Below are 21,094 nucleotides of genomic sequence, written 5' to 3'. Positions count from 1 at the left end.
TCGACAGCACTTAGTTGCACACTATCATGTGCATTCCATGTAACGGTGGACACCCGGTCACGCTTACTGAATGGTTCAGCGTGACTTCTCAGAGAGGATCTTCATGATTGATCTGGCTACCGGTTCTCAGCAATCCCGGTTTTCTGTAAGGCAGAGGGACAATCATTACTCTTTCTCGTCAACGAAATGATATGCTCTTGTTGTGGAGAATTTTACCATATGCCTTAAACATTGACAATATTTTTTTACATTTTCTTGCAAAGGAGTTTTTTGAATGTTACATACTTTCCCAACGCTTAAAACGAACCGTCTTGTCTTACGCGAAGTGTTACCAGCAGATGTTACGAGTGTCCTAGCCTATTTATCAGACGAACACGTCGTCAAACAGATGGGACTCGCCGCCTTTCAATCAGAAGCAGACGCGCTTGAAGAGATTGACTGGTATGCCTCGATTCGTCGCGATGGAACGGGTATCCGGTTCGGGATTGCGTTACAAGAAGACGATGTCATCATCGGCAGTTGCGGTTTCTTGAATCAAGCGGAACGCCATCAGCGGGCAGAACTTGGGTTTGAGTTGAGCCCTGCCTATCAGGGACAAGGCATCGCGAAGGAAGCATCGCTTGCGGTCATCGAATATGGCTTTACAGAACTTTCGCTCAACCGGATCGAAGCACTTGTCCTACCAGCAAACACCGCTTCGCTACGATTGCTTGAACGGCTCGGATTCCAGCGTGAAGGGTTGCTTCGTCAATATGAGAAAACGCGTGGACAATTCGATGATTTGTATATGTACTCGATATTGCGAAGTGATTGGTTTCAAATTTAATCTATAAAAACATTCCCTTCATTTCAAAATGATTGAAATCTAAAAAGGTGATATTGGAATATACTGTTAGGTGTAAGAAATCATTTTTGTCATTTAAGGGGGAACCATCTTGAAGAAATGGATCGCAGCAGGTCTTGTATCATCATTAGCATTCGGTGTCATGCAGACATCAATCGTTGAAGCAAGTTCAAGTTCAAAAGAAGTGGCTAAACTGAAAAAGGAAAAAGCAGCACTCCAAAAACAACTAGCCGACGAAAAGAAAAAAACAAAGAAGTCGGAAAACGCTTATAAGACGTTACAAGGACAGCACACGAGCCTCTCAAAGTCTTATAAATCACTTGATACTAAGTACAAGAATCTTCAAATCGAGAACGAAGGGAACAAAAAGAAGATCAAAGAGCTTTCGACTGGGTATCGCCTTCTCGCATCTTCAAAATCACTTGTCACAGACGGAGCAGTCGTAACTGGTAAGTACAAAAATACAGAAAGTTTGTTGATGCTTGGTAAAACGCCATACGTACCATTACAATTGTTAGCAGACCTTTCAGGATTACCTCTAATCGAGACTTCCACCGCTTATGAAGTCGGAACACCACTTTCAGGTACATCACTTTCATCGATCCATATCGCCTCTTCATCGTTTGAATCGATTGAAAAAAATCAATCCATTTTAGCGAATGGTAAACTAAATAATCAAAACGTAATCTTATCAGGGTTCTTCAATGATGAATATGCTACTTTTAGTCTTGATCGAAAATATAAAAAATTATCTGGTCAACTGTCCCTTTTGACTGAACAAGCTTTGACAAAAAGTTCGAGTGACTTGAACTATGCGAGTCCAGAAGATGAAATGACACTTGTATTCTCCGACAATAACGGAAAAGAACTCGGTCGCTATGATGTTGTATATGGCGCGGATGAAATAGACTTTGATATTGATGTCACGGGTGTGGCGAATCTTCGTGTAACTGCAGAAGGAAACAGTACAGTTACTACATTGATTTCACCTGTACTGACAAAATAATAAAAAAATACCTAGAAGAGATTATTAGTCATCTCATCTAGGTATTTTTTTCATCATTTATGCAATTCTTTGATTCGTTTGTGGGTATCAGTTATTTCTTCTTTAAACAGATAGACATGGGATTGCCCTCAAAAAACAAGATAAATTCATAATAAGCAACACCTAGTGGAGCGAGCTCAATCGCTTTTCGTGCATGGTGCAGCAGGCACATTCCATATAATATAGTAGGTGTACCATCGGAAGTGAAGTCAGTATCGTTGTTCGTCCATGCTTTACTCCTTTCCGTTCCAAACCGCTTCATCGATAGGAACGTGCTTTCATAAACTCAATGATTGGTAGTGTAACTAAAGCAATCGCGAACAAAACGATCAATAACAGATTCGCTGATTCATGTAAAAAGTAATCGAGACAGATGAATCCAAAAATCAGGACAATCAGAATTTTGTAGCTAACGAGCCCGCTCTCCATCGTAATCTTTTCTCCAAGTTCGTCATCAGGTACCGGACGCTCGTCCTCCGTCGTCCGCGCCCACGTAAAATACGAGAAGAACATGATCAACAGAATCGCCAATTGAACAATCGAGAAGAACGTTACGTTGTTTTCGATGATCATACTGATGACGGTAAGACTCGCAAGTATCACGAGCGTTACTAAAAATAAAACCGTTTTTTTCTTAGACATCCCATTCCTCCTGTTCTGAAATGAACAGATGATCGACTTGTGTCCGTAAGACTTTGGCGATATTAAACGCTAATTGTAAAGTCGGATCATACTTGTTGTTTTCAATCGCATTAATCGTCTGCCGACTGACCTGACAACGATCAGCCAGTTCTTGTTGCGATAATTTTGCCGCTAGACGTCGCTCCTTGATGTGGTTTCTCATGTTCATTCCTCCACGACGTGTCAAATTCTTTTTACATCTCTACTGTAATGAACTTCCATCATCATGTCAAAAACTTTTGACATAAAAATCATTAAAAAGACACGCTCTCATGATCAGAACGTGTCGTATATGATGGCTCAACCTCGTGGTGGAAATGGATCATGTCCGTAGGAATCTTTTTCCCGAATCTGCCCTTCTTTGTTATGAATGACGAGCTCTGTCTTCTGACTTTTCGCAATGCGACGCCCTTCTGCAATCGCTTCTTTCTGTGTAGCGAATCGTTTGGTTGCTCGAGTCGCACCGGCAGCTTTCACTTGATAGCCACCTTTTGGATGCGGCGTGACATGTTGCTCTCGTTTCATCACGTGACCTCCATTTCCTTAATCTATTTCATCTTCATGACACTATTTTAAAGTGCGGTTGCCTCTTCACTTGAATTTTCTACTAGCCTCTCGGGAGATGCAGTATACTAAAAGAAACGTTTGTTGCCTCGAAAGGAGTTGATATCGTGAATCATTTCGTCTGGCAAGTTCGGTTTTTACGCTTTATCGTCTTCGGTATCATCTTCAGTCTGTTCGGTTTAGCTGGTCTTGGTATCCCACTTGTCTGGCATGGTATCACGAAAAACTTGTTACTCGAGCGACCTGGCTACAGTGTTCTATTGACCGCATACCTTATCTTCATCCCGACTCTTTTGATTTTATTCCATGCGCTCCGCATCCTTCGATATATGTCGATGGCTCCTCCGGCTTTTCCACTCATCACTGCTTCCATTCAATCGATGAAATTGTCTTTTTATATCGTCGCCATTTTAACGGCATGTCTCTTTCCCGTCTTTTTCTATATTGGTCAGATTGACGACGCGCCTGGTCTGATTATCATCGGAATGGGTTTGATTCTTGCTCCGTTGACAATCGGAACGCTACTTGCCTGTATCCAACAATTATTAATACGCTATGTGTTGCCTATGAAATCCTAACTTGAATGACCGAAAAACAAGTGCTCATGATTGTTTTTGTCATTCTAGTCGTTGCTTTTCCTACCTAACACTTTGTTCAATCTCGCTCCTAAGAGCGGGATTTTTTAGTTCGCGTCACATTGATGGCTATCCTGATGTCCCTGTTTCAACAGAATCTTCGATTGGCAACGTAGACATGTCATCAATCGAAATGTAGTTTTTTTGTGCTGACCGCGTGTCTTCGTAATTCATTTTCATATACATGTCTTGCCTTGATTCGATGATCGACTTCACTTTCCATCTCAATCCCTCTTCCCTCAACTTGTATTTTTTTCTATCTAATATGTGCCCTGAATCATTCTTAATAAATCCTTTTTTAAGAAAAAACGGTTTTTCTTACGACCTTTTATAAAAAAATCCTCAAAAAGTCCTGTTTAATATGTATTTTAACGACCGATAAATGAGTTACAGATAGAAAATATGAGTTGAAAGGACGGTTGCATGTGAAAAACACAACCAAGAACCATTCCATCCGAACACGTCTTTTAGTAATGATCAGTTTGATTTTGATTGCCTTTTTTGTTTTTAGTAGTCTGGCCTTATACTTCAATACGAAACAAACTGCGGTCTCAACGCTGAAAGCGACCGCCGAAAAAGACGCGCTTCGCATCAGCAAAACATTCGACACAGTGGCTTATAGCGAATTCCTACAATCGCCTGTCGCGTCCGAGCAGTATGAAACCCTACGGAATCAACTTGATACCTTACGTAAACAAAACGGACTCTTGTATACATACACAGCACGCATCGACCAAAACAAGGTCCGTTTGCTGATTGACGGTCTCCCTAAGAAAGATGCCGCAAAGATTAATGAACCGGCGAGTGGCGCAAAAGTTACTGACATGAAGGACGTATTAAATGGTGGAACACACGCGACGGACATCATTGATGATCCTGCATATGGACAGTATATGAGTGTCTACGTTCCGTTAAAGGATGCGTCTGGTCAAATCATCGGAATTCTTGGCGTCGACATCGCTGCGAAGGAAATCGATGCCCTCACAACAGAATTATTAAAACAAAATGCACCGATTTTCATTGGACTTTTACTTCTTCTGTTAACGATCACACTCGTCTTGCTCTACATCGTACTCGGTCGAAAATTACGTCCGCTCGAGACGTTACAGAAAGTCGCTGCCTTGATTGCCGAGGGACGACTCGATCAGGCAAAACAGACGTTGACCGATTTGACGATTTCTTCGAGAGACGAAATCTATGCGCTTGCCATCTCGATTCGTGATATGAACGAGATGTTACGGACGATGATCGTTGATATCAAACAGACAGCCACTCTCGTCTCGACGACGAGTCAATCGATTGATCAAAGTACATCAGAAGTACTCGACGGGTCCGAACAAATCGCTCATACGATGTCGGAAATCGCGACCGGGACCGAAAGTCAGACGCAAGTCACGCTTTCGTTGAATGACGAGATGAATCGGTTCGCAGCATTGATCGAGACGACGAATCAGTCTGGTATTGAAATTCAAGGAACGACGGAGCAGATGGCAACACTGACACGAGTCGGACGGGATCAAATGTCCGCTTCCGTCGAACAGATGCGCCACATTCATCAGCACGTCACGCAGTCTGCTGAACAGATTGATCTACTGAAACAGCAATCATCAGATATCCAAACTCTCGTCGGCATCATCCGCGGTATTTCCGAACAGACGAATCTACTCGCCCTCAATGCCGCGATCGAAGCGGCACGCGCTGGTGAACAAGGAAAAGGATTCGCCGTCGTCGCGACCGAGGTCAAGAATCTCTCAAGCCACGTCGCTAGCAGTGTCAGTGAAATCGCAACGATTGTCACGTCGATCGAAGCCAGTGCGCAACAGATGCAACACAGCTTCAAGACGACGGTCGAAGCAACAGCAGCCGGTGAACAAATCGTCCTCGATACGGATACGACGTTCGAACGGTTGACCGATCAAGTCACGCACGTCTCGTCAGCAACACAACAGATGACGCAACAGATGGAAGACGTCTTGCAGGCAGAACGATTCATCCGTAATGCCTTGACGGAAATTGCCGCTGTCGCGGAAGAACATACAGCGAGTAATGAGGAAGTTGCCGCTGCGTCTGAACAAATGATTGCGACGATTACGACGCTGCATACACTCGTCGGTGATTTGAACGAGCGGACAGAACACTTAGAACAGGAAGCCCGTCGCTTCGAGATTTAATCTTTCATTTGTCATTTCTAGGTTCTCACTCTATACTGGTGTGAACTTACATATGAAGGAGTCGAACCAGATGTCCCATTATGATGTCATCATCGTCGGTGCCGGTTCCATGGGGATGGCAGCCGGCTACTATCTTTCACGAACCGATCAAAAAATCCTATTGTTAGATGCCCACAATCCACCGCATGATCAGGCGAGCCATCACGGGGAGACTCGGATCATTCGCCATGCCTACGGTGAAGGTGAAGCCTACGTACCACTGGCATTAGCCGCGCAACGCTTATGGTATGAGTTAGAACAGATCAGCGGCCGAAGTCTATTCCTGAACACGGGAGTCTTAAACGCTGGTCACCGTTCGTCCCGTTCGATGCAAACGATCATCAGGAGTGCAGCACAATACGATTTGCCGCTCGAGGTCCTGACGGCTGAGGAAGTTAGAACCCGCTGGTCCGGCTTAACGATGTCCAACGATTATATCTGCTGTTTTGAACCGACGTCTGGTGTATTGAAGTGCGAGGATTGTATTGAAGCGTATCGCGATCTTGCTGTCGCGAACGGCGTCGACATTCGGACGAATGCGAAAGTGACGACGCTCACTGCCCACGCCACTGGCGTTGACGTGACCGTCGAATCAGACACCTATTCGGCTGACGCGTTGATCGTCGCAGCTGGCGCCTGGTCTGGTCCGTTACTGGAACAGACTGGACTCTCCTTACCGCTGCGACCGGTCCGCAAGACGTTCGCCTGGTTCGAAGCAGCGGAAGAGGTATTTAATGACGCGGTGTTCCCTGCCTTCGCTTTTGATACACCCGCCGGTTATTATTACGGTTTTCCAAGCATCGCTCAAACCGGCCTGAAAATCGGACGCCACGACGGTGGGATTCCCGTTGATCCGAATCAACCACGCCGTCCATTCGGTCAAGAGACTGGTGATCTGGCTGATTTACGACAGTTCACGAATACGTTCATGCCCTCGATCGAAACTTTAGCTCACGGCAAAACGTGTCTCTATACGATGACGCCAGATGAGGATTTCATCATCGATTTGCATCCGGACTATCCGCACATCGCGATCGCCGCCGGCTTTTCCGGTCACGGATTCAAGTTCAGCAGCTTAGTCGGAAAAGTACTCAGTGAATTGATCATGGAACGATCGACGACTGAACCGATCGGACCTTTCGCGATTAAGCGTTTTGCGAAATAAGGCATATGAAACGATAAAGACCGGCAACGAAAATTCGTTGTCGGTCTTCTTTATCAACGGTATGATGTCACACCGATTCATTTGATTCTTGTTGATTTTTTGAAGCTAGCTTTTCACGCTGTTTTTTCTCATCTTCATTCCACCAGCCGTGGATAAGTAGTACCAGTCCAAGGATCAATGCACTCATCGGGAAATATGTTAAGTAATACTCACCAAGGTTTTCTCCTAGAAATTCTGGAGATAATTCAATATACGCTCGGAACATCTGGACGACGAAGAATAAGAAAAAGCTTGTAATGAGTGCATATGTACCGTAGCGATAACTTGTATTTTTCATATGATGACTCCTTTCTTTATGATGTTCTAGTATAAATCATTCAAGAGACGCATCACATTTCCTCTTTTTTCATTATCATTTTTAAGAATGTTTCCAAAAGCATGATAAGATAGTTTTAGAAACGATTGGATGAAGGAGTGGGACACGACGTGAACTTTAACTTATTCAAAAATCATGTCCGGTTTAAGATTGCGCTCGAATTGATTGATCTCGAAGACGGCTTATCAATCATGCAACTGAATCAACGTTTAACGGATGTACCGCAGTCAACTTTGTACCGGCAAGTCAATGCGATGATGGACGATCAGTTGTTGAAGGTCGTCGCCGTCCAGCGTGTTGGAAAAGTCGAAGAGAAAATCTATGCCTTGAACACAAGCGGCTATCAAATCAGCGAAGCAGACTGGAACAGTGCGACGTACGATGAAAAAGTGAACTTCGTCTCGTTCTACTTCATGTACGTCTTGCAGCAGTACCAGACGTACTTCGAACAGACCGTTCAAACGCAAGGTCAGGACCACTCGACGTTCTCGATCGCGAAATTGCACCTGACGGATGAAACCTTCAATGATTTTCAACAGGACATGCGGGCACTGCTCGAAAAATATCATCACCTAGAGACAGAAGACCAGGCAACTGAACGGACCGTCTCACTCGTCATCTTGCCGTAAACACGCTCCGTTTCTAGAAGCGTATTTTCACCAAAATGAAACGAGACAACATTGCGAGGGAGAGAAAATAGACCCCATGAAACGGATCAAAGAAAATCTTGATGCAATTGTGCTGGATACGTTGAACGTAAAAGCAGAACAGATTCTAAAGATTGGTGAAGGAGCTTGGCACACTGTATATAAGTTAAAGAGAGTAGATGATCAAGACCTTGTGATTCGCATAAAAAAGAATGAAGCTTATGGGGAGTTGCAACAGATTAATGAACAAGAGCTGACTACAGAGTATGAGTCTACGAAAGCTTACTATTTACACGCCAATACAAGTGATCAAAATGTCTGTCCTGATTTTTATCAATATTTCATTGAAGATGACACAGTATTTACAGTAGAAACGTTCATGGGTCGTGGAACGGATTTATTGTTACTCGATCAGAATAAAGCCCATTCTTACGGTAAGAAATTAGGTCGAATTTATCACAATATACACAACCAGAAAACCTCTATTGCAGGTTTCGGGGAACTGCACTGGCAAGGGGAAACTTTACGAGGTAGCGATTCAAAAAACAGGGATGAATTATGGCAGGAAGAAAATGACCACGTCTTAACCGCCTTAAATGCTCTCATTCACTCTAGTCTTTGCTTTGATAAAGAAAAAGTCGGTAAACATATTCATGCTTTAATTGAAAATAGACGAACTCAGGTTCAAAACATCTCTCTCGTGAATCAAGATGTAACACCAGAAAATTTAATTTTAAGTGATGAACACATTGCAATCATTGACCCGTTTCCAAGATTGGACTTTGATTTGAAATATGCAGCTTACTTTGTTTTTTGTTACAATTTTTTGTTACCAACCTTTTCAAATGCTCCACGATACATAAATCAAGCGTATAAAGAAAAAAGTTATGTTCTTAACAAAATAGCTGATGGATTCATAAGTGGATATTGCTCTAACGTGGTTGGAGACAAACTCACCATTCAAACTCGACGATTACTGGATGAGTATACATTATGGGTATTGCAAGAAGCTTATGAGCACTACGACATTCTACATCAGCCTCAACTCACTCATAAAACAACGCAACAGATGGGGAATCGAGAAATGATCACTGCTCGGTTACATTTATGCCTCGAAGAATTAGAAAAATGGTGTACTGAATAAGAATAGAGGCTGACGCATAAGTCAGCCTCTTTATGTATCGCGATTGGTTTCGTTATACGGAAACGAGAAATGATGTATCCAGTGACTCACTTTCAATCATGATCGCTGTTAAACCCGTATCCGTCTTCGTTTCGTGCCATTCTCCTTGTTTCCAAAACACGACTTCCCCACACTGAACATTTATGTAGTCATCCGTTTCCCCTCTTACAAAGCCCTCACCCTCTACAATTAATAGAAGTTGCGGCACGACAGCCTGGTGATAACCGACCACGCCATCCTTTCTCTAAATGGATGCATCCGATGTGCGTCACTTTTTCAGTTTGCATGATTCGCGACATCACAAAGTTCGAATCAAATTTCGTGATCTTCTTACCAACCTCTTTTTTGAATTGATAAATCTGCATATAAGTCTCCTTAAAATCATGATTCGTTTGATAGTTCGTCTTTCATTTAAACTATTTGATTCAAATCTCATTTGGAAAATTTTGATAAGAGAAGTTTATCATAGCTCTAACTGATTGAGAACTAACGATGATTCGTCCATGGCATTGACTTTTATATTTTCATTATTGATAATGGTAATAGAAAAGGAGGGTTTTTCATGAACACAGATTTCTCTGCCTTATCACACATCGACTGGGAACGATTCCTGCCCCTATTATTGATTTACATCTCCATCAACCTGATTCTACTCAGCTGCGCCTGTATCGATTGGTTTAGACGGAAGGACAGGATCGCGACACCGACTACTTGGTTATTGATCATTCTCCTCGTCCAGCCGATTGGCTCGATTATCTACTTCGTCCTCGGAAGGAGGATGACAGCATGATTCAGATTTCTCATCTCCAGCTTTCACTTCAACGACGTCTTATCCTAGACGATATTTCCTTTACGATTCACGAACATGAATGTCTTGGACTGATTGGTCCGAATGGTGCCGGAAAGACGACACTCCTGAAATGTCTGAGCGGCATGATCGAGAGTGACCGTGGTTCCATCACGATGTCTTCGCGCTCCATCCGTCAACACCAGCAATCGATCGGCTACTTATCACAACAGACCGACTTTAAACCTTGGATGACGTGCGAACAATCATTACGTTTTTTCGGTCGCTTGTCAGGTCTCGATCGCGCAACGTTAAATAAGCGGATTCCGGACGTTCTAAATGAAGTTGGACTCCACGATCAACAAGCAGAAGTCATCGAGCGTTTGTCCGGCGGTATGCGCCAACGTCTCGGGATCGCCCAAGCGATCTTACATGAACCGACATTTCTGATTCTCGACGAACCGGCTTCCGCACTTGATCCGAGTGGTCGACGTGATATCAATCAGTTGATTCTCCGTCTAAAAAAACGAATGACGATCATCGTCTCGACGCACTTGTTAGAGGACGCGAAGATGTGTTGCGACCGCTTCCTCGTCATCAAACACGGAAAATTGCTAGGGCCACTCGACAATCAACGCAACGTGAATCAATACCGGATTCAAGTCGAGACGCTCCTCCCTGTTCCTTCATTTTCTTCGACCCTATTTCCACAAGTCGAGATTGATCGAATCAACCCGTGCTGCTATCAGTTCTCCGCGCAGCAGCCGCTTGTTCTCTCGCAGTTAGCGACCACTCTGATTCAACAGGGATGGTCGATTGCTTCGATTGCCTATCAACCGATCGGACTCGAGGAACGGTTTCTCGACATGGTGGCGGACGTATGAGGACGTTTTATACACTGACGCTGACCGAGTGGTTGGAGGCGTGGAAAGAATGGAAGATCGTCTGGTTACCGCTATTCTTCATTGCCCTCGGCGTGACCCAACCATTACTGTTGATGTACATGGATGTCTTGCTTGCACATGTCGGAAATGCGGACGGAATCATCGTCGATCCGAATCGTCCTACTCCACAACCGCTTGACGTTTTCAGCGCAACGATTCACGGACAGTTCAATCAGCTCGGCTTGATTGTCCTGATCATGAGCTTCATGGGACTGCTCGCACCAGACCGACAAACTGGCATGCAGGATTTCATTCTGACGCGCCCTGTCTCCCGGAATGTTTATCTGCTGTCGAAATGGTTCAGTCACGGGATGATCAGTCTATTCGGGATTTTGATTGGCGCACTCACGTCCTATTGTCTGACCGTCTATTGGTTCGGATCTCTCTCACTGATGCTTGCGCTACGCATCATCCTCGATTTTAGTCTTTGGATGTTATTCGTCGTCAGTCTGACACTACTGATCAGCACCTTATTGCAACGCGCTGTTCCGATTGGCATCCTGTCGCTCGTCGTTTCCTTACTACTTGTTGCACTTCCTTCGCTAATGCCAGATGTATTATTTTTCACGCCTGGTGCGCTTCTGTCGCTTCCATCGAACACGTCGTTTTTTTCTTCGTCCCATCTAATCGGTGTCGCTTCTTGTCTCGTTTGGATTGCCCTAACACTTGGCTGGTCTGGTCTTCGGTTTCGAAAAACGCCTTACTAATCCTGCTCTACAATAAAAAAGGATAACGGAGCCGTTCAGCAGTCCGTTATCCTTTGTTTGATTGTGTCTTTCGAATCGTTCGTTGCCTTGGATGCACGGCAAGCTTTGCTTGGCGCATCCGTTCAACGGCAGGATCCGTCGCAGCATCAAATGCAACTAGACTCGGGTAATGCCCGACGAGGCGTCCTTGCTCTAAGATCGCGAATCTGTCGCAAAGTTGCTCGGCAGCTTTAATGTCATGCGTGATGAAGACATATGTTAGACCGTGTAGCCGTTTCAAGTCAGCTAGCAATGCGAGAATCAATCGTTTGTTGACCATGTCGAGGCTACTGACTGCTTCGTCTAAAACGATCAGACGTGGTTCAGCAGCAATCGCTCGCGCAATCGCGATTCGCTGCAGTTGCCCGCCACTGAACTGCGCCGGATATTTTGTCAGATCCGTCGCCTTGAGCCCGACTTGTTCGATAAGCGTGACGAGACGCTGTTGCCGTGCTTCACCCTTTAAACGAATGAAGTTATCAAGCGGTTCGGCGATGATATCGGCCGCTGTCAGCTTTGGATTGACCGCAGCAAACGAGTCTTGGAAGACGACTTGGACATCTCCTTGAAACGGTCGTTTTGTCGCATGCCGGTCGACACCGTTGAACCAAATCGTACCGCTTGAAGGACGTTCGAGCCCAAGCAACAATCGTCCGAGCGTACTTTTGCCGGCACCACTCGACCCGAGCAATCCGAGACAGCGTCCCGCTTCAAGCGTCAATGAGACATCGTGTAAGACGGTCTTTGCTGGTTGAAACCGGCGTTTATAGACGTGTGAGACTTGATCGATCTGCAAGAGACTCATCCGAACGCCTCCCTTCCTAGATGCTGTGCAAGAAGTGACTGTGTATACGGATGTTGCGGTCGATCAAACAATTCAAAAACATCTGCTTGCTCAACGATCCGTCCTTGCTGCATGACGAGGACATCGTCTGCAAGTTCAGCGATCACACCGAGATCATGCGAGATGAGTAACATCGCCGTTCCGTAAGTCGCCCGCATCCGTTCGAGTAATTCAAGAACCGTCTTCTGATTGAAGACATCGAGTGCCGTCGTCGGTTCGTCGGCAATCAAGACGCTTGGGCGCAGGGCAACGGCTAAGGCGATCATGATCCGTTGCAACATACCGCCACTCAGTTCGAACGGATAAGCTTTGAGCAACCGGGCGGCATCCGTCAGATTGACTTCTTCGAGTGCCGTCATCGCTTGTTGTTTCGCTTCACGTTTTGAACAACGTGAATGGGTCTGAATCGTCTCGATCATCTGGTGCCCGATCGAATAGACCGGTGTGAAGGCACTCATCGGATTTTGCATGATGAACGCAATTTCACCGCCTCGAATCGTTCGGACGGTTCGTTCGGATAGAGACATGATTGATCTGCCATTCAGTTGGATGTCACCGGTGACGTCTGTCGTCTGCGGATTGAGCAGACGCATCAAAGCGAGACTCGTCACCGTCTTCCCACAACCACTCTCTCCGACAAGACCGAGGATCCGACCTGGTTGAATCGAGAATGATACCTCTTCAATCAGTGTCACTTGTTGTTTCGTACGGACGGTCAGACCGTCGACAGCTAAAATCGGTTCGATACGGGCACCTCCTCTCATTTCATCGTTTTCGACACACCGAGTCGTTCTGCTAACTGTTCTCCTACTAGGTTAAAGCTGATGATGACGAGCATGATCGCAAGTCCCGGATAAATCATCAATTCCGGATTCGTCCGAATGTACGATTTTCCTTCGTGAATCATTGCCCCCCACTCGGCAGTTGGTGACTGGACACCAAGCCCGAGGAACGACATCGCCGAGATATCCATGATCGCCCAGCCCATCTCAAGCGTCCCGATGACGAGCAGCGGTGGTAAGATGTTCGGCAGGATGTGCGTCCGGATGATTTTCCACGAAGACGAACCGTTGACGCGAGCAGCGGCGATGAACGCTTCTGTCTTCAACGTCATGACCATCCCGCGAAACATTCGCGCGTAGTAGACCCACTGGACGAGCATCAAGGCGATGATGACCTGCTTGAGTCCTGGACCGAAGATACCGACGAGGCCGAGGACGAGAATCAGACTCGGAAATGCCATCACACCGTCACACAGACGCATCAAGAGTTGGTCGACCCAACCGCCACGATAGCCGGCTAGTGTTCCGACAAACAGTCCGATCGCAAGTGAGGCGATGAAAATCAACACGGCGCAACCGAGTGAGATCCGCGCGCCGTAAATCAAGCGCGACAAGATGCAGCGTCCGAGCTGGTCGGTTCCGAGCGGATAGGCTGACGACGGCCCATGAAGCTTTTGCGTCAAGTCGACGAGGTTCGGATCATGCGGCGCAATCCATGGCGCAAACAAAGCAATGCCTGCCATCCCGATTAAGACGAATGCACAAAGATAAAGAAGCGGTGTATACCGCGACCGGATCATCGTTGCTGGAAGTGGAGTATTCATACCGTCCCTCCTTTTTTCGCTAGGCGTGGATCGAGCACGGCTTGAATGATGTCGACGAGCAAACTGCTACCGATGAAGACGAGGGCCGCGAGAAAGACGTAGCCTTGGATGACCGGCATATCCCGATCAAAGATTGCTTCAATGAAGTAGCGACCGAAGCCTGGCCACGAGAAGACGGTTTCGACGATAATCGTTCCCGTCAGCAACTTCCCAAGGTTCATCCCAAGACCCGTGATCATCGGCGGAATCGCCATCCGAAGGACGTGTTTCCCAAGAATCCGACCTTCCTTTAATCCACGTGTCCGCGCAAATAAGACATACGGTTCATTCAACGCTTCGATCACACTACCGCGCAGCAATCGCGTATACAGGGCAATCAACGGAAACGCGAGTGTCAATGCCGGTAAAATCAAGTGCATCACACTTCCCGTTCCGCCGACCGGAAACCAATCCAGCTGGACGGCAAAGAAGAAGATAAACAAATACCCGAGCCAAAACGACGGAATCGAGGCACCGATGAAGGCGATTGCCCGACTGAGATGGTCAAAGAAACCATTCTTCTTGATCCCAGCAAGGAATCCGAGCGGGATACTGATGACGAGTGCGAGCAGTAGACTTGTCACTGCCAGCTCGACCGTCGGTGGTAAGCGGAGCAAGACATCTTCTAGGACCGGTTTGCCAGAAAGATAAGATGTTCCGAAATCGAGCTGTGCCAAGCGGATGACGGCATCGAAGTATTGTTGATAGAACGGTTGATCGAGCCCGAATTCTGCTCGTTTGGCAGCGAGTAGTTCATCCGTCGGCTGGATATGGGCAGCGGACAGATAAGCCTCTGCCGGATCAACCGGTGACAAATGAATCAATCCGGTCAGAATCAAGACCGCAAGTAACAAGATCGGGATGACGGATAATATGCGTTTGACGAGGAAGACCCCCATGTCATCCCTCCTTTAGTTGATGCCGATCCGAGCAAATGGACTCTCGTCCCGGTTCGCCGGGAACTGGAAGTTTGTTACGTCCGACTGATAGATCGCCATCTTCTTCAAGTACGAAATCGGAATCAACGCCCCTTGATCTTGGAGTGATGGCAGAATGTCAGCATACATCTTCTGACGTTTCGTCTCGTCCGTCGTCTTCAAGACATCTTTGATTTCTTGTAACAGTTGTTCTTTATTCGGATAAGCCGAAATCGCTTCCTTGAAGCCGAAGCCATCCGTGTCAATCAGGTTCACAAACGTATGTGGATCATACGGTGCTCCGAAGTTACTGTAGAAATTGATATCAAATCGGTTGTCCTTAAAGCGCTGAACTTGATCCGGTAATTCGACGGCTTCCGTCTTCAGCTCAACGCCGATTTTCGACCATTCCGACTGCAATGTCTCGGCCATCGCCTTTTGGACCTGTTCGGCTGCATCGTACATCATCCCGATTTGCAACGGTTGACCGTCCTTGACGCGGATTGTTTCACCTTTCGGCAATTCCCAACCGGCTTCATCAAGGAGACGATTCGCTTCCTTGACGTCATAATCCCGTTGCTTCACTTTCAGGTTCGACGTGTACGGCATGTTCGGTGGCAGAAGGTAGTCAGCTGGTGCTTCTAGTCCCGACGTGATCCCTTCGACGAGAGCCGCTTTATCGAACCCGTGCTGGAGCGCCTGGCGGACGCGTTCGTCAGACAGACGTTTATTTTTTGTGTTCAAGACGAGGAGACGCGTCGCAACTGGTTCAGACATTTGCGTTTTATACGACTTATCCGTCTTCAACTGATTGAAGGCATCGATGCTGATTGCGCCTTCCCCGTAAATCAAATCGACCTGTCCTTTTTCAAGAGCTAAGACACGTGTCTCTGCATCCGGGATGATATCGACCTTAATGTGATCGACATTCGGTTTCGGACCCCAGTAGTTCTTGTTGACCTTAAACGTCGCGTACTGATCCGGTTTGTACTCGTTGAGCATCCACGGACCTGTCCCGACTTCCTTTTTGATACCCTTCGATGTATCACCGTTTTCCGGGAATCCTGCTTCTCCGAGGAAACGGACCGGACGGACGACCGCGAGCTCTTGAATCGTCGGGTAGTAGGCTTCGGATAATGTCAGGCGGAATGTTTTCGCATCAACGGCTTCCGTCTTCTCGATTTTCGTGATGAAACCAAGCCAGCTATGTAAGGCTTTTTGTTTGAGGATCGCATCGAAGTTCTTTTTGACGATTGCTGCGTCGAACGTCGAACCGTCCGAGAACTTGACGCCGTCACGAAGCGTAAACGTATACGTCTTTCCGTCCTGTGAGATCTTCCAAGATGAGGCTAAGTAAGGCTCAAGCTTTCCACCTTCACCGTAGTGGACGAGTGGCTCATAGATCATCGACTGCGCGAACAGTTGTGATGGGTTGTAGACGTGCGGGTTCATCGTTCCGACGTCGCGTGGCCACGCGAGCGTCAATGTATCTTTATCTTTTCGCTCTCCTGTCGACTCGCCCGGATTCGAGCAGCCGATCAATAATGATGTCAAAGACAGGATCGAGACGGTAGAAATCAGTAATTTTTTACGGTTAACGTTCATAGTAGACAGAACCCCCAACTTGTATTGATAATCATTTTCAATTGTAAGAGGGAAAGGGAAGGATTGTCAATGGATAATCCAGATGTTAACTGGACATAAAGACGCTTTTTGACAGGATTTCCACGCTTAACTGACCAACATTCTGAGCACGTCTCTCTATTGTCAATAATTGTAATCAACTGTGTTAAGCGGTATCCTAATCTATAGGCTTCGTCTCTTGTCTAATAACACGATTCGCATGGAAAGGATGATGGTATGTCACGACTGGTTACCTCCGTCTCGCTTGTATTTCTTGGTCTTCTCTTGGTGCTCCCTTTACTGATGATCGATGGACTGATCTTATACGTTGGCGATGTGTCCTACGACTCGTTCGTTGGTTGTCTGATGTTTCTGTTATGTTTCTATTTCGCTAACCTAGTCGTCAGCGTCGTCTTCGACGGGATGATGCGTGCGCTCGGTGGACTGTTTAAGCGCCGCCTCTCGCACGTACTGTTTGCTGTCGTAAACGGTTCCGTCAGTTTAAGCGTCTTGCTCTGGATGGACCTCTACGTTGCGTCCATCATGATCTCGCTTGCGACAAAAGTCGTGCTGGTATTTGTACATACGCTATTGTTTTACTTGATTCATCAATCGAGCGATTCGACTACCTCGTCTTCTGAAGACAACGCAAAACAAGAGCCAATCGTCCAAGACGCCATCCGTTTGTTAGAAGTTGAGGATCCTGTGTCCTGCGTCGAACAGTTATGTCTCAAGTACCCTGATCTTCCGAAAAAAGACATCATTCGGATCGTCTATCGCCTTCATGGCAACTAAAAGACCTGATCGTGTCTGAAAGGATTCAGAAGCGTCAGGTCTTTTGATATTCGTTCATTTCTTCGTCATCTCGTAGAACTGATACGTATTCTTCCCAGACGACTTAGCGGCATATAGCGCAACATCCGCCTGTTGTAACAAGGCTTGCAACTCTGGACGAAACGCAGTGTCATACATCACGATTCCGATACTCGTCGACACGCGATAGTCCGTTTCCCACTCACTTAACGCAGTGACGATCCGCTTTGCGAGTCGTTCCCACCCTTCCCTTGAATCCGAATGGCCGAAATGTAAGATGAACTCATCGCCACCTAGTCGTACAGCCATCGCATCATCTTGTTCGCGGACGAACTGTCGCAAGCGTTGTGCGACTTCTTGCAGGACGACGTCTCCTGTTTCGTGTCCATAGACATCGTTGACTTGCTTAAAGCCATCGAGATCAAGGAAGAAGACGGCTCCTGTCTGCCCGGGATGCTCCTCGAAATGCTTCGTTAAGTACCTCCGATTATGCAGTCCTGTCAACGCATCCTTCCAAGCATGACGTTCGAGCTCCAAGTAGTACAAGAAAAGCCGGACGATTCGTTGCAATAGCTGAACATTTTTCTGTTCATACAAGCTGACTCGATTATTGATCGCACATAATGTCCCGAACGTCTCCCCGCTCGTCAAGACGATTGGAATACCCAAGTAGGACCGGACATAAGCCTCCTCCAAACCCTTTCGCCAGTCGCCGAGTTGTTCCGCGTTCGGAATATTTTCGAGGACGACCGGCTGTCTCGTCTCGAAATCAATCAGCTTGCATAACGATTGGTTCAATTCAATCTGCATGCCTTCCACCATTGGGATATCCGCTTTATCGTTCGCGATCTTCAACATCCGTTGTTGCCCTGCTTCAATTGCCGATAAATATAACATCTGTTCCGGTAAAATCTCTTTCGCAAAATCGAGGACATCATCTGCAAGCTCATCAAAATTTTGATACATCTTTAAGTCTTCAAATGGTTGATTCATACAGCACCTCATTTCGAAGTCATCCTCTGCAGCGTCTCTGATTTGAAAAACAAAAAGGTTACATTTATTACCACTTTCTCTTTTCACTGTCGCTTAAACCTGTTTTTGTAAAAAGCGTTCGATGGTCCTATTTCGAGTCCTAATTGAGAAAGATTATCATTTTTTATTTTCGTATAGTTTATAGAAGTAAAAAATTTGGACAGTCAATTGACTGGAAATTAGCGTTGCATCTTCCAAATTCGTTTGCTATGATTCTCGGTGAACATGACAATGATAATCATTATCACTTATTGAGAACAGATTAATCACGTAAACACGTAGATATACATAATCCATCTGTTAATCAATCCGTGATTTATGCGTTATCAAATCAAATAAGAGGAGCTGAATCATCATGGGGAAATGGAAAACACCACTCGTCGTGAGTTCGCTTGCTGTCTTACTGGCGGCATGCGGGAACGCAGGAGAAGCAGACACGAAGAAGGACGCGGAAGCACCGAAGACGGTCAAAATCAAGGACGCACACGGAACGGTCAACGTCCCGGTTGATCCGAAAAAAGTCGTAGCACTCGACAACCGGACGTTCGAGACGCTTGCCGCATGGGACGTCGAACTCGCAGCAGCACCAGTCGGACTACTCCCGGCTGAGTCACCATACGCAAAAGACAAGGATATCGTCGATGTCGGCATGCACTTCGAACCGAACCTCGAAGCGATCGCTGGTGTCAATCCGGACGTCGTCATCGTCGGACAACGATTCGCTGATCATTATGAAGACATCAAAAAACTCGTTCCGAACGCCGCTGTCATCGACCTTGATATCACATTACCGGAAGACTCAGGTACACCAGGGGAATTACTCGTCAAAGGACTTGAAGATACGACAGAAACACTCGGACAAATCTTCGATAAGAAACAAGAAGCCGACCAACTCGTCACGACACTCGAGCAATCGATCAAAGACGTTAAAAAATCGTATAACGGTCAGGACAGCGTCATGTCGGTCATCGTCTCAGGCGGTGATATCGGTTTCTCGGCTCCGATGAGTGGACGTGTCTTCGGACCGATGTATGATCTGTTCGACTGGAAACCAGCACTCGAAGTCAAACAAAAATCGGGCAACGACCAAGGGGACGAAGTCTCGGTCGAAGCGATTGCTCAAAGTAACCCGGACTGGTTACTCGTCCTTGACCGCGACGCACCACTCGGAAACGCTGAAGGTGCCGTGCCGGCGCAAGACGTCATCGACCGCGCGCCTGCCCTGCAAAAAACGAAAGCAATCAAAGACGACAATATCGTCTACGCACCAAAAGATACGTACTTGAATGAATCGATCCAGACGTACTCGGAATTCTTCAACGATATCGCGAAAGCACTTGCGAAGTAATGGCACACGCACAGCAACAAATGAATGGAAGAGTCGAGCCACCCGCTCGACCTTCCTTTTCTGTCGTTTGGACGAAACCGTTCGTCTTCACCTTATGTCTGGTTTTAGCGCTTGCAACGGCGTCCCTTTTCACGGGCGTCTACGAACTGCGTAGTGCAGCGAACGATTTCGATATGTTCTGGATCACGCGTGTTCCACGGACACTTGCCTTGATGCTGACGGGTGCTGCGATGGCGATGGCAGGTCTCGTCATGCAATTGATCACGCAAAACCGGCTCGTCGAACCGACGACGACCGGAACAATCGAATGGGCGGGACTCGGACTGTTAGCCGTTTACTTGCTCGTTCCCGCACCGTCGTTAATGATGCGGATGAGCGGTGCCATCGTGTTTGCGTTCATCGGAACGATGGTCTTCTTCTGGTTCCTCCGTTCGGTCCGGTTACGTTCATCGTTGATCGTTCCGATCATCGGTCTAATGCTCGGAGCCGTCATCTCCGCGATATCGACGTTCCTCGGGTTGTTTTTCCGTGCCAGCCAAGCGATCGAAGGCTGGTTCGTCGGCTCGTTCGCGTCCGTCCAGATCGGTCGCTACGAATATCTCTGGATCATCATCGGTGTCACAGTCTGTATCTTCTTTCTCGCGAGTCGCTTGACGCTCGTCGGACTCGGCGAAGACATTGCGACGAGTCTCAGCGTCAATTACAATCGGCTGATGCTGATCGCGACCGGATTGATCGCTTTATCGGTCGGTGTCGTCGCGACCGTCATTGGCAACCTACCGTTCCTTGGCTTGATTGTTCCAAACATCGTCTCGATGTTTCGCGGTGACGATCTCCGTAGTAATCTACCGTGGGTCTGTCTGATCGGGATGGCAACTATTCTAATCAGTGATTTGATTTCGCGCACGATCATCCGTCCGTTTGAACTGCCGGTCTCGTTGATTCTCGGAACGGTCGGGGCAGCTGTCTTCATCATCATTCTGTTACGTCGACGGAAGACTGGAGGTGTCAGATGAGTACCGCGATTAGACAACACGAACAAACA

General features: G+C 46.7%; 23 protein-coding genes, 1 pseudogene and 1 other annotated feature (1 of these 25 cut by a window edge). Of the genes and pseudogenes, 13 read left to right on the top strand and 11 right to left on the bottom strand.

The window, feature by feature from the left end:
• Positions 1 to 191: a binding site (T-box leader), on the bottom strand (it extends 55 nt beyond the left edge of the window).
• A gap of 83 nt (positions 192 to 274) precedes the next feature.
• A complete protein-coding gene (locus tag P401_RS0104700) occupies positions 275 to 826 on the top strand; it encodes a GNAT family N-acetyltransferase (protein ID WP_029341449.1) in 552 nt (183 codons plus the stop codon).
• 109 nt (positions 827 to 935) lie between these two features.
• Complete coding sequence (locus P401_RS0104695) at positions 936 to 1,850, top strand: hypothetical protein (protein ID WP_029341448.1); 915 nt, start codon at positions 936 to 938, stop codon at positions 1,848 to 1,850.
• A gap of 297 nt (positions 1,851 to 2,147) precedes the next feature.
• Here P401_RS0104695 and P401_RS0104690 read toward each other — a convergent pair whose 3' ends face one another.
• The 3 genes from P401_RS0104690 to P401_RS0104680 form a co-directional block, all read right to left on the bottom strand.
• Positions 2,148 to 2,531 (bottom strand): hypothetical protein, encoded by a 384-nt coding sequence (locus P401_RS0104690; protein ID WP_029341447.1) that lies wholly within the window; start codon positions 2,529 to 2,531, stop codon positions 2,148 to 2,150.
• Positions 2,524 to 2,733 carry a helix-turn-helix transcriptional regulator gene (locus P401_RS0104685; RefSeq protein WP_029341446.1) on the bottom strand — a complete coding sequence of 70 codons (210 nt, stop codon included), beginning with the start codon at positions 2,731 to 2,733 and terminating at the stop codon, positions 2,524 to 2,526. Before P401_RS0104685 ends, P401_RS0104690 begins: the two co-directional genes overlap by 8 nt.
• Positions 2,734 to 2,870: 137 nt before the next feature.
• Positions 2,871 to 3,095, bottom strand: a complete 225-nt coding sequence (locus P401_RS0104680; RefSeq protein ID WP_029341445.1) for a DUF2188 domain-containing protein — start codon at positions 3,093 to 3,095, stop codon at positions 2,871 to 2,873.
• Positions 3,096 to 3,241: 146 nt separating this feature from the next.
• On the opposite strand from P401_RS0104680, the gene P401_RS0104675 reads away from it, so the two are divergent.
• The 3 genes from P401_RS0104675 (at position 3,242) to solA (ending at position 7,144) form a co-directional block, all read left to right on the top strand.
• Positions 3,242 to 3,712, top strand: a complete 471-nt coding sequence (locus tag P401_RS0104675; protein ID WP_029341444.1) for a DUF2975 domain-containing protein — start codon at positions 3,242 to 3,244, stop codon at positions 3,710 to 3,712.
• A 530-nt stretch (positions 3,713 to 4,242) separates the two neighbouring features.
• Complete coding sequence (locus P401_RS0104665) at positions 4,243 to 5,940, top strand: methyl-accepting chemotaxis protein (protein WP_051656351.1); 1,698 nt, start codon at positions 4,243 to 4,245, stop codon at positions 5,938 to 5,940.
• Between the two features lie 52 nt (positions 5,941 to 5,992).
• Positions 5,993 to 7,144 carry an N-methyl-L-tryptophan oxidase gene (gene solA, locus P401_RS0104660; RefSeq protein WP_152548173.1) on the top strand — a complete coding sequence of 384 codons (1,152 nt, stop codon included), beginning with the start codon at positions 5,993 to 5,995 and terminating at the stop codon, positions 7,142 to 7,144.
• Between the two features lie 67 nt (positions 7,145 to 7,211).
• Here solA and P401_RS0104655 read toward each other — a convergent pair whose 3' ends face one another.
• Positions 7,212 to 7,481 (bottom strand): hypothetical protein, encoded by a 270-nt coding sequence (locus P401_RS0104655; protein WP_034785960.1) that lies wholly within the window; start codon positions 7,479 to 7,481, stop codon positions 7,212 to 7,214.
• A gap of 149 nt (positions 7,482 to 7,630) precedes the next feature.
• Here P401_RS0104655 and P401_RS0104650 point away from each other — a divergent pair, with 149 nt between their 5' ends.
• The gene (locus tag P401_RS0104650; RefSeq protein WP_029341440.1) at positions 7,631 to 8,149 is read left to right on the top strand and encodes a helix-turn-helix domain-containing protein; all 519 of its coding nucleotides are present in this window, start codon (positions 7,631 to 7,633) and stop codon (positions 8,147 to 8,149) included.
• A 76-nt stretch (positions 8,150 to 8,225) separates the two neighbouring features.
• A complete protein-coding gene (locus tag P401_RS0104645; protein ID WP_029341439.1) occupies positions 8,226 to 9,311 on the top strand; it encodes a hypothetical protein in 1,086 nt (361 codons plus the stop codon).
• 52 nt (positions 9,312 to 9,363) lie between these two features.
• On the opposite strand, the pseudogene P401_RS17530 reads toward P401_RS0104645, so the two are convergent.
• A pseudogene (locus tag P401_RS17530) lies at positions 9,364 to 9,715 on the bottom strand (cupin).
• A gap of 197 nt (positions 9,716 to 9,912) precedes the next feature.
• On the opposite strand from P401_RS17530, the gene P401_RS0104635 reads away from it, so the two are divergent.
• From P401_RS0104635 to P401_RS0104625, 3 genes are read left to right on the top strand one after another with little or no spacing between them, the layout of a single operon-like run.
• Complete coding sequence (locus P401_RS0104635) at positions 9,913 to 10,140, top strand: PLDc N-terminal domain-containing protein (protein ID WP_029341438.1); 228 nt, start codon at positions 9,913 to 9,915, stop codon at positions 10,138 to 10,140.
• The gene (locus P401_RS0104630; protein WP_029341437.1) at positions 10,137 to 11,021 is read left to right on the top strand and encodes an ABC transporter ATP-binding protein; all 885 of its coding nucleotides are present in this window, start codon (positions 10,137 to 10,139) and stop codon (positions 11,019 to 11,021) included. The genes P401_RS0104635 and P401_RS0104630 overlap by 4 nt, the downstream gene beginning before the upstream one ends.
• Positions 11,018 to 11,788, top strand: coding sequence for an ABC transporter permease subunit (locus P401_RS0104625; protein WP_029341436.1), 771 nt, complete (start codon positions 11,018 to 11,020; stop codon positions 11,786 to 11,788). Before P401_RS0104630 ends, P401_RS0104625 begins: the two co-directional genes overlap by 4 nt.
• A 46-nt stretch (positions 11,789 to 11,834) precedes the next feature.
• Here P401_RS0104625 and P401_RS0104620 read toward each other — a convergent pair whose 3' ends face one another.
• From P401_RS0104620 to nikA, 5 genes are read right to left on the bottom strand one after another with little or no spacing between them, the layout of a single operon-like run.
• A complete protein-coding gene (locus tag P401_RS0104620) occupies positions 11,835 to 12,632 on the bottom strand; it encodes an ATP-binding cassette domain-containing protein (RefSeq protein WP_029341435.1) in 798 nt (265 codons plus the stop codon).
• A complete protein-coding gene (locus P401_RS0104615; RefSeq protein WP_029341434.1) occupies positions 12,629 to 13,435 on the bottom strand; it encodes an ABC transporter ATP-binding protein in 807 nt (268 codons plus the stop codon). The genes P401_RS0104620 and P401_RS0104615 overlap by 4 nt, the downstream gene beginning before the upstream one ends.
• On the bottom strand, positions 13,432 to 14,277 hold the full coding sequence (gene nikC / locus P401_RS0104610; protein WP_081834696.1) for a nickel ABC transporter permease subunit NikC: 846 nt from the start codon (positions 14,275 to 14,277) through the stop codon (positions 13,432 to 13,434). Before nikC ends, P401_RS0104615 begins: the two co-directional genes overlap by 4 nt.
• Positions 14,274 to 15,215, bottom strand: a complete 942-nt coding sequence (nikB, locus tag P401_RS0104605; protein ID WP_029341432.1) for a nickel ABC transporter permease — start codon at positions 15,213 to 15,215, stop codon at positions 14,274 to 14,276. The genes nikC and nikB overlap by 4 nt, the downstream gene beginning before the upstream one ends.
• A 12-nt stretch (positions 15,216 to 15,227) precedes the next feature.
• Positions 15,228 to 16,838: a nickel ABC transporter substrate-binding protein gene (gene nikA, locus P401_RS0104600; RefSeq protein WP_029341431.1), complete on the bottom strand. Its 1,611-nt coding sequence runs from the start codon at positions 16,836 to 16,838 to the stop codon at positions 15,228 to 15,230.
• A gap of 255 nt (positions 16,839 to 17,093) precedes the next feature.
• Between nikA and P401_RS0104595 the strand changes: the two genes are divergently transcribed.
• Positions 17,094 to 17,651 carry a hypothetical protein gene (locus P401_RS0104595; protein WP_029341430.1) on the top strand — a complete coding sequence of 186 codons (558 nt, stop codon included), beginning with the start codon at positions 17,094 to 17,096 and terminating at the stop codon, positions 17,649 to 17,651.
• A gap of 54 nt (positions 17,652 to 17,705) precedes the next feature.
• Here P401_RS0104595 and P401_RS0104590 read toward each other — a convergent pair whose 3' ends face one another.
• Positions 17,706 to 18,662 (bottom strand): sensor domain-containing diguanylate cyclase, encoded by a 957-nt coding sequence (locus P401_RS0104590; RefSeq protein WP_029341429.1) that lies wholly within the window; start codon positions 18,660 to 18,662, stop codon positions 17,706 to 17,708.
• Between the two features lie 394 nt (positions 18,663 to 19,056).
• On the opposite strand from P401_RS0104590, the gene P401_RS0104585 reads away from it, so the two are divergent.
• Positions 19,057 to 20,049 carry a siderophore ABC transporter substrate-binding protein gene (locus P401_RS0104585; protein WP_029341428.1) on the top strand — a complete coding sequence of 331 codons (993 nt, stop codon included), beginning with the start codon at positions 19,057 to 19,059 and terminating at the stop codon, positions 20,047 to 20,049.
• Between the two features lie 20 nt (positions 20,050 to 20,069).
• Positions 20,070 to 21,065 (top strand): ABC transporter permease, encoded by a 996-nt coding sequence (locus P401_RS0104580; RefSeq protein WP_152548172.1) that lies wholly within the window; start codon positions 20,070 to 20,072, stop codon positions 21,063 to 21,065.
• Positions 21,066 to 21,094: the final 29 nt, after the last annotated feature.

This window comes from Exiguobacterium acetylicum DSM 20416 (assembly GCF_000702605.1).
Taxonomy (GTDB): Bacteria; Bacillota; Bacilli; order Exiguobacteriales; family Exiguobacteriaceae; genus Exiguobacterium_A; species Exiguobacterium_A acetylicum.
Note: the sequence above shows the minus strand (reverse complement) of the source record. Positions and strands in the feature narration are given on the sequence as shown.

Coding starts and splice junctions, on each gene's coding strand:
- P401_RS0104700 (WP_029341449.1), top strand. CDS start 275: ATGTTACATACTTTCCCAACGCTTAAAACGAACCGTCTTGTCTTACGC.
- P401_RS0104690 (WP_029341447.1), bottom strand. CDS start 2,531: ATGTCTAAGAAAAAAACGGTTTTATTTTTAGTAACGCTCGTGATACTT.
- P401_RS0104685 (WP_029341446.1), bottom strand. CDS start 2,733: ATGAGAAACCACATCAAGGAGCGACGTCTAGCGGCAAAATTATCGCAA.
- P401_RS0104680 (WP_029341445.1), bottom strand. CDS start 3,095: ATGAAACGAGAGCAACATGTCACGCCGCATCCAAAAGGTGGCTATCAA.
- P401_RS0104665 (WP_051656351.1), top strand. CDS start 4,243: ATGATCAGTTTGATTTTGATTGCCTTTTTTGTTTTTAGTAGTCTGGCC.
- solA (WP_152548173.1), top strand. CDS start 5,993: ATGAAGGAGTCGAACCAGATGTCCCATTATGATGTCATCATCGTCGGT.
- P401_RS0104655 (WP_034785960.1), bottom strand. CDS start 7,481: ATGAAAAATACAAGTTATCGCTACGGTACATATGCACTCATTACAAGC.
- P401_RS0104645 (WP_029341439.1), top strand. CDS start 8,226: ATGAAACGGATCAAAGAAAATCTTGATGCAATTGTGCTGGATACGTTG.
- P401_RS0104635 (WP_029341438.1), top strand. CDS start 9,913: ATGAACACAGATTTCTCTGCCTTATCACACATCGACTGGGAACGATTC.
- P401_RS0104630 (WP_029341437.1), top strand. CDS start 10,137: ATGATTCAGATTTCTCATCTCCAGCTTTCACTTCAACGACGTCTTATC.
- P401_RS0104625 (WP_029341436.1), top strand. CDS start 11,018: ATGAGGACGTTTTATACACTGACGCTGACCGAGTGGTTGGAGGCGTGG.
- P401_RS0104620 (WP_029341435.1), bottom strand. CDS start 12,632: ATGAGTCTCTTGCAGATCGATCAAGTCTCACACGTCTATAAACGCCGG.
- P401_RS0104615 (WP_029341434.1), bottom strand. CDS start 13,435: ATGAGAGGAGGTGCCCGTATCGAACCGATTTTAGCTGTCGACGGTCTG.
- nikC (WP_081834696.1), bottom strand. CDS start 14,277: ATGAATACTCCACTTCCAGCAACGATGATCCGGTCGCGGTATACACCG.
- nikB (WP_029341432.1), bottom strand. CDS start 15,215: ATGGGGGTCTTCCTCGTCAAACGCATATTATCCGTCATCCCGATCTTG.
- nikA (WP_029341431.1), bottom strand. CDS start 16,838: ATGAACGTTAACCGTAAAAAATTACTGATTTCTACCGTCTCGATCCTG.
- P401_RS0104595 (WP_029341430.1), top strand. CDS start 17,094: ATGTCACGACTGGTTACCTCCGTCTCGCTTGTATTTCTTGGTCTTCTC.
- P401_RS0104590 (WP_029341429.1), bottom strand. CDS start 18,662: ATGAATCAACCATTTGAAGACTTAAAGATGTATCAAAATTTTGATGAG.
- P401_RS0104585 (WP_029341428.1), top strand. CDS start 19,057: ATGGGGAAATGGAAAACACCACTCGTCGTGAGTTCGCTTGCTGTCTTA.
- P401_RS0104580 (WP_152548172.1), top strand. CDS start 20,070: ATGAATGGAAGAGTCGAGCCACCCGCTCGACCTTCCTTTTCTGTCGTT.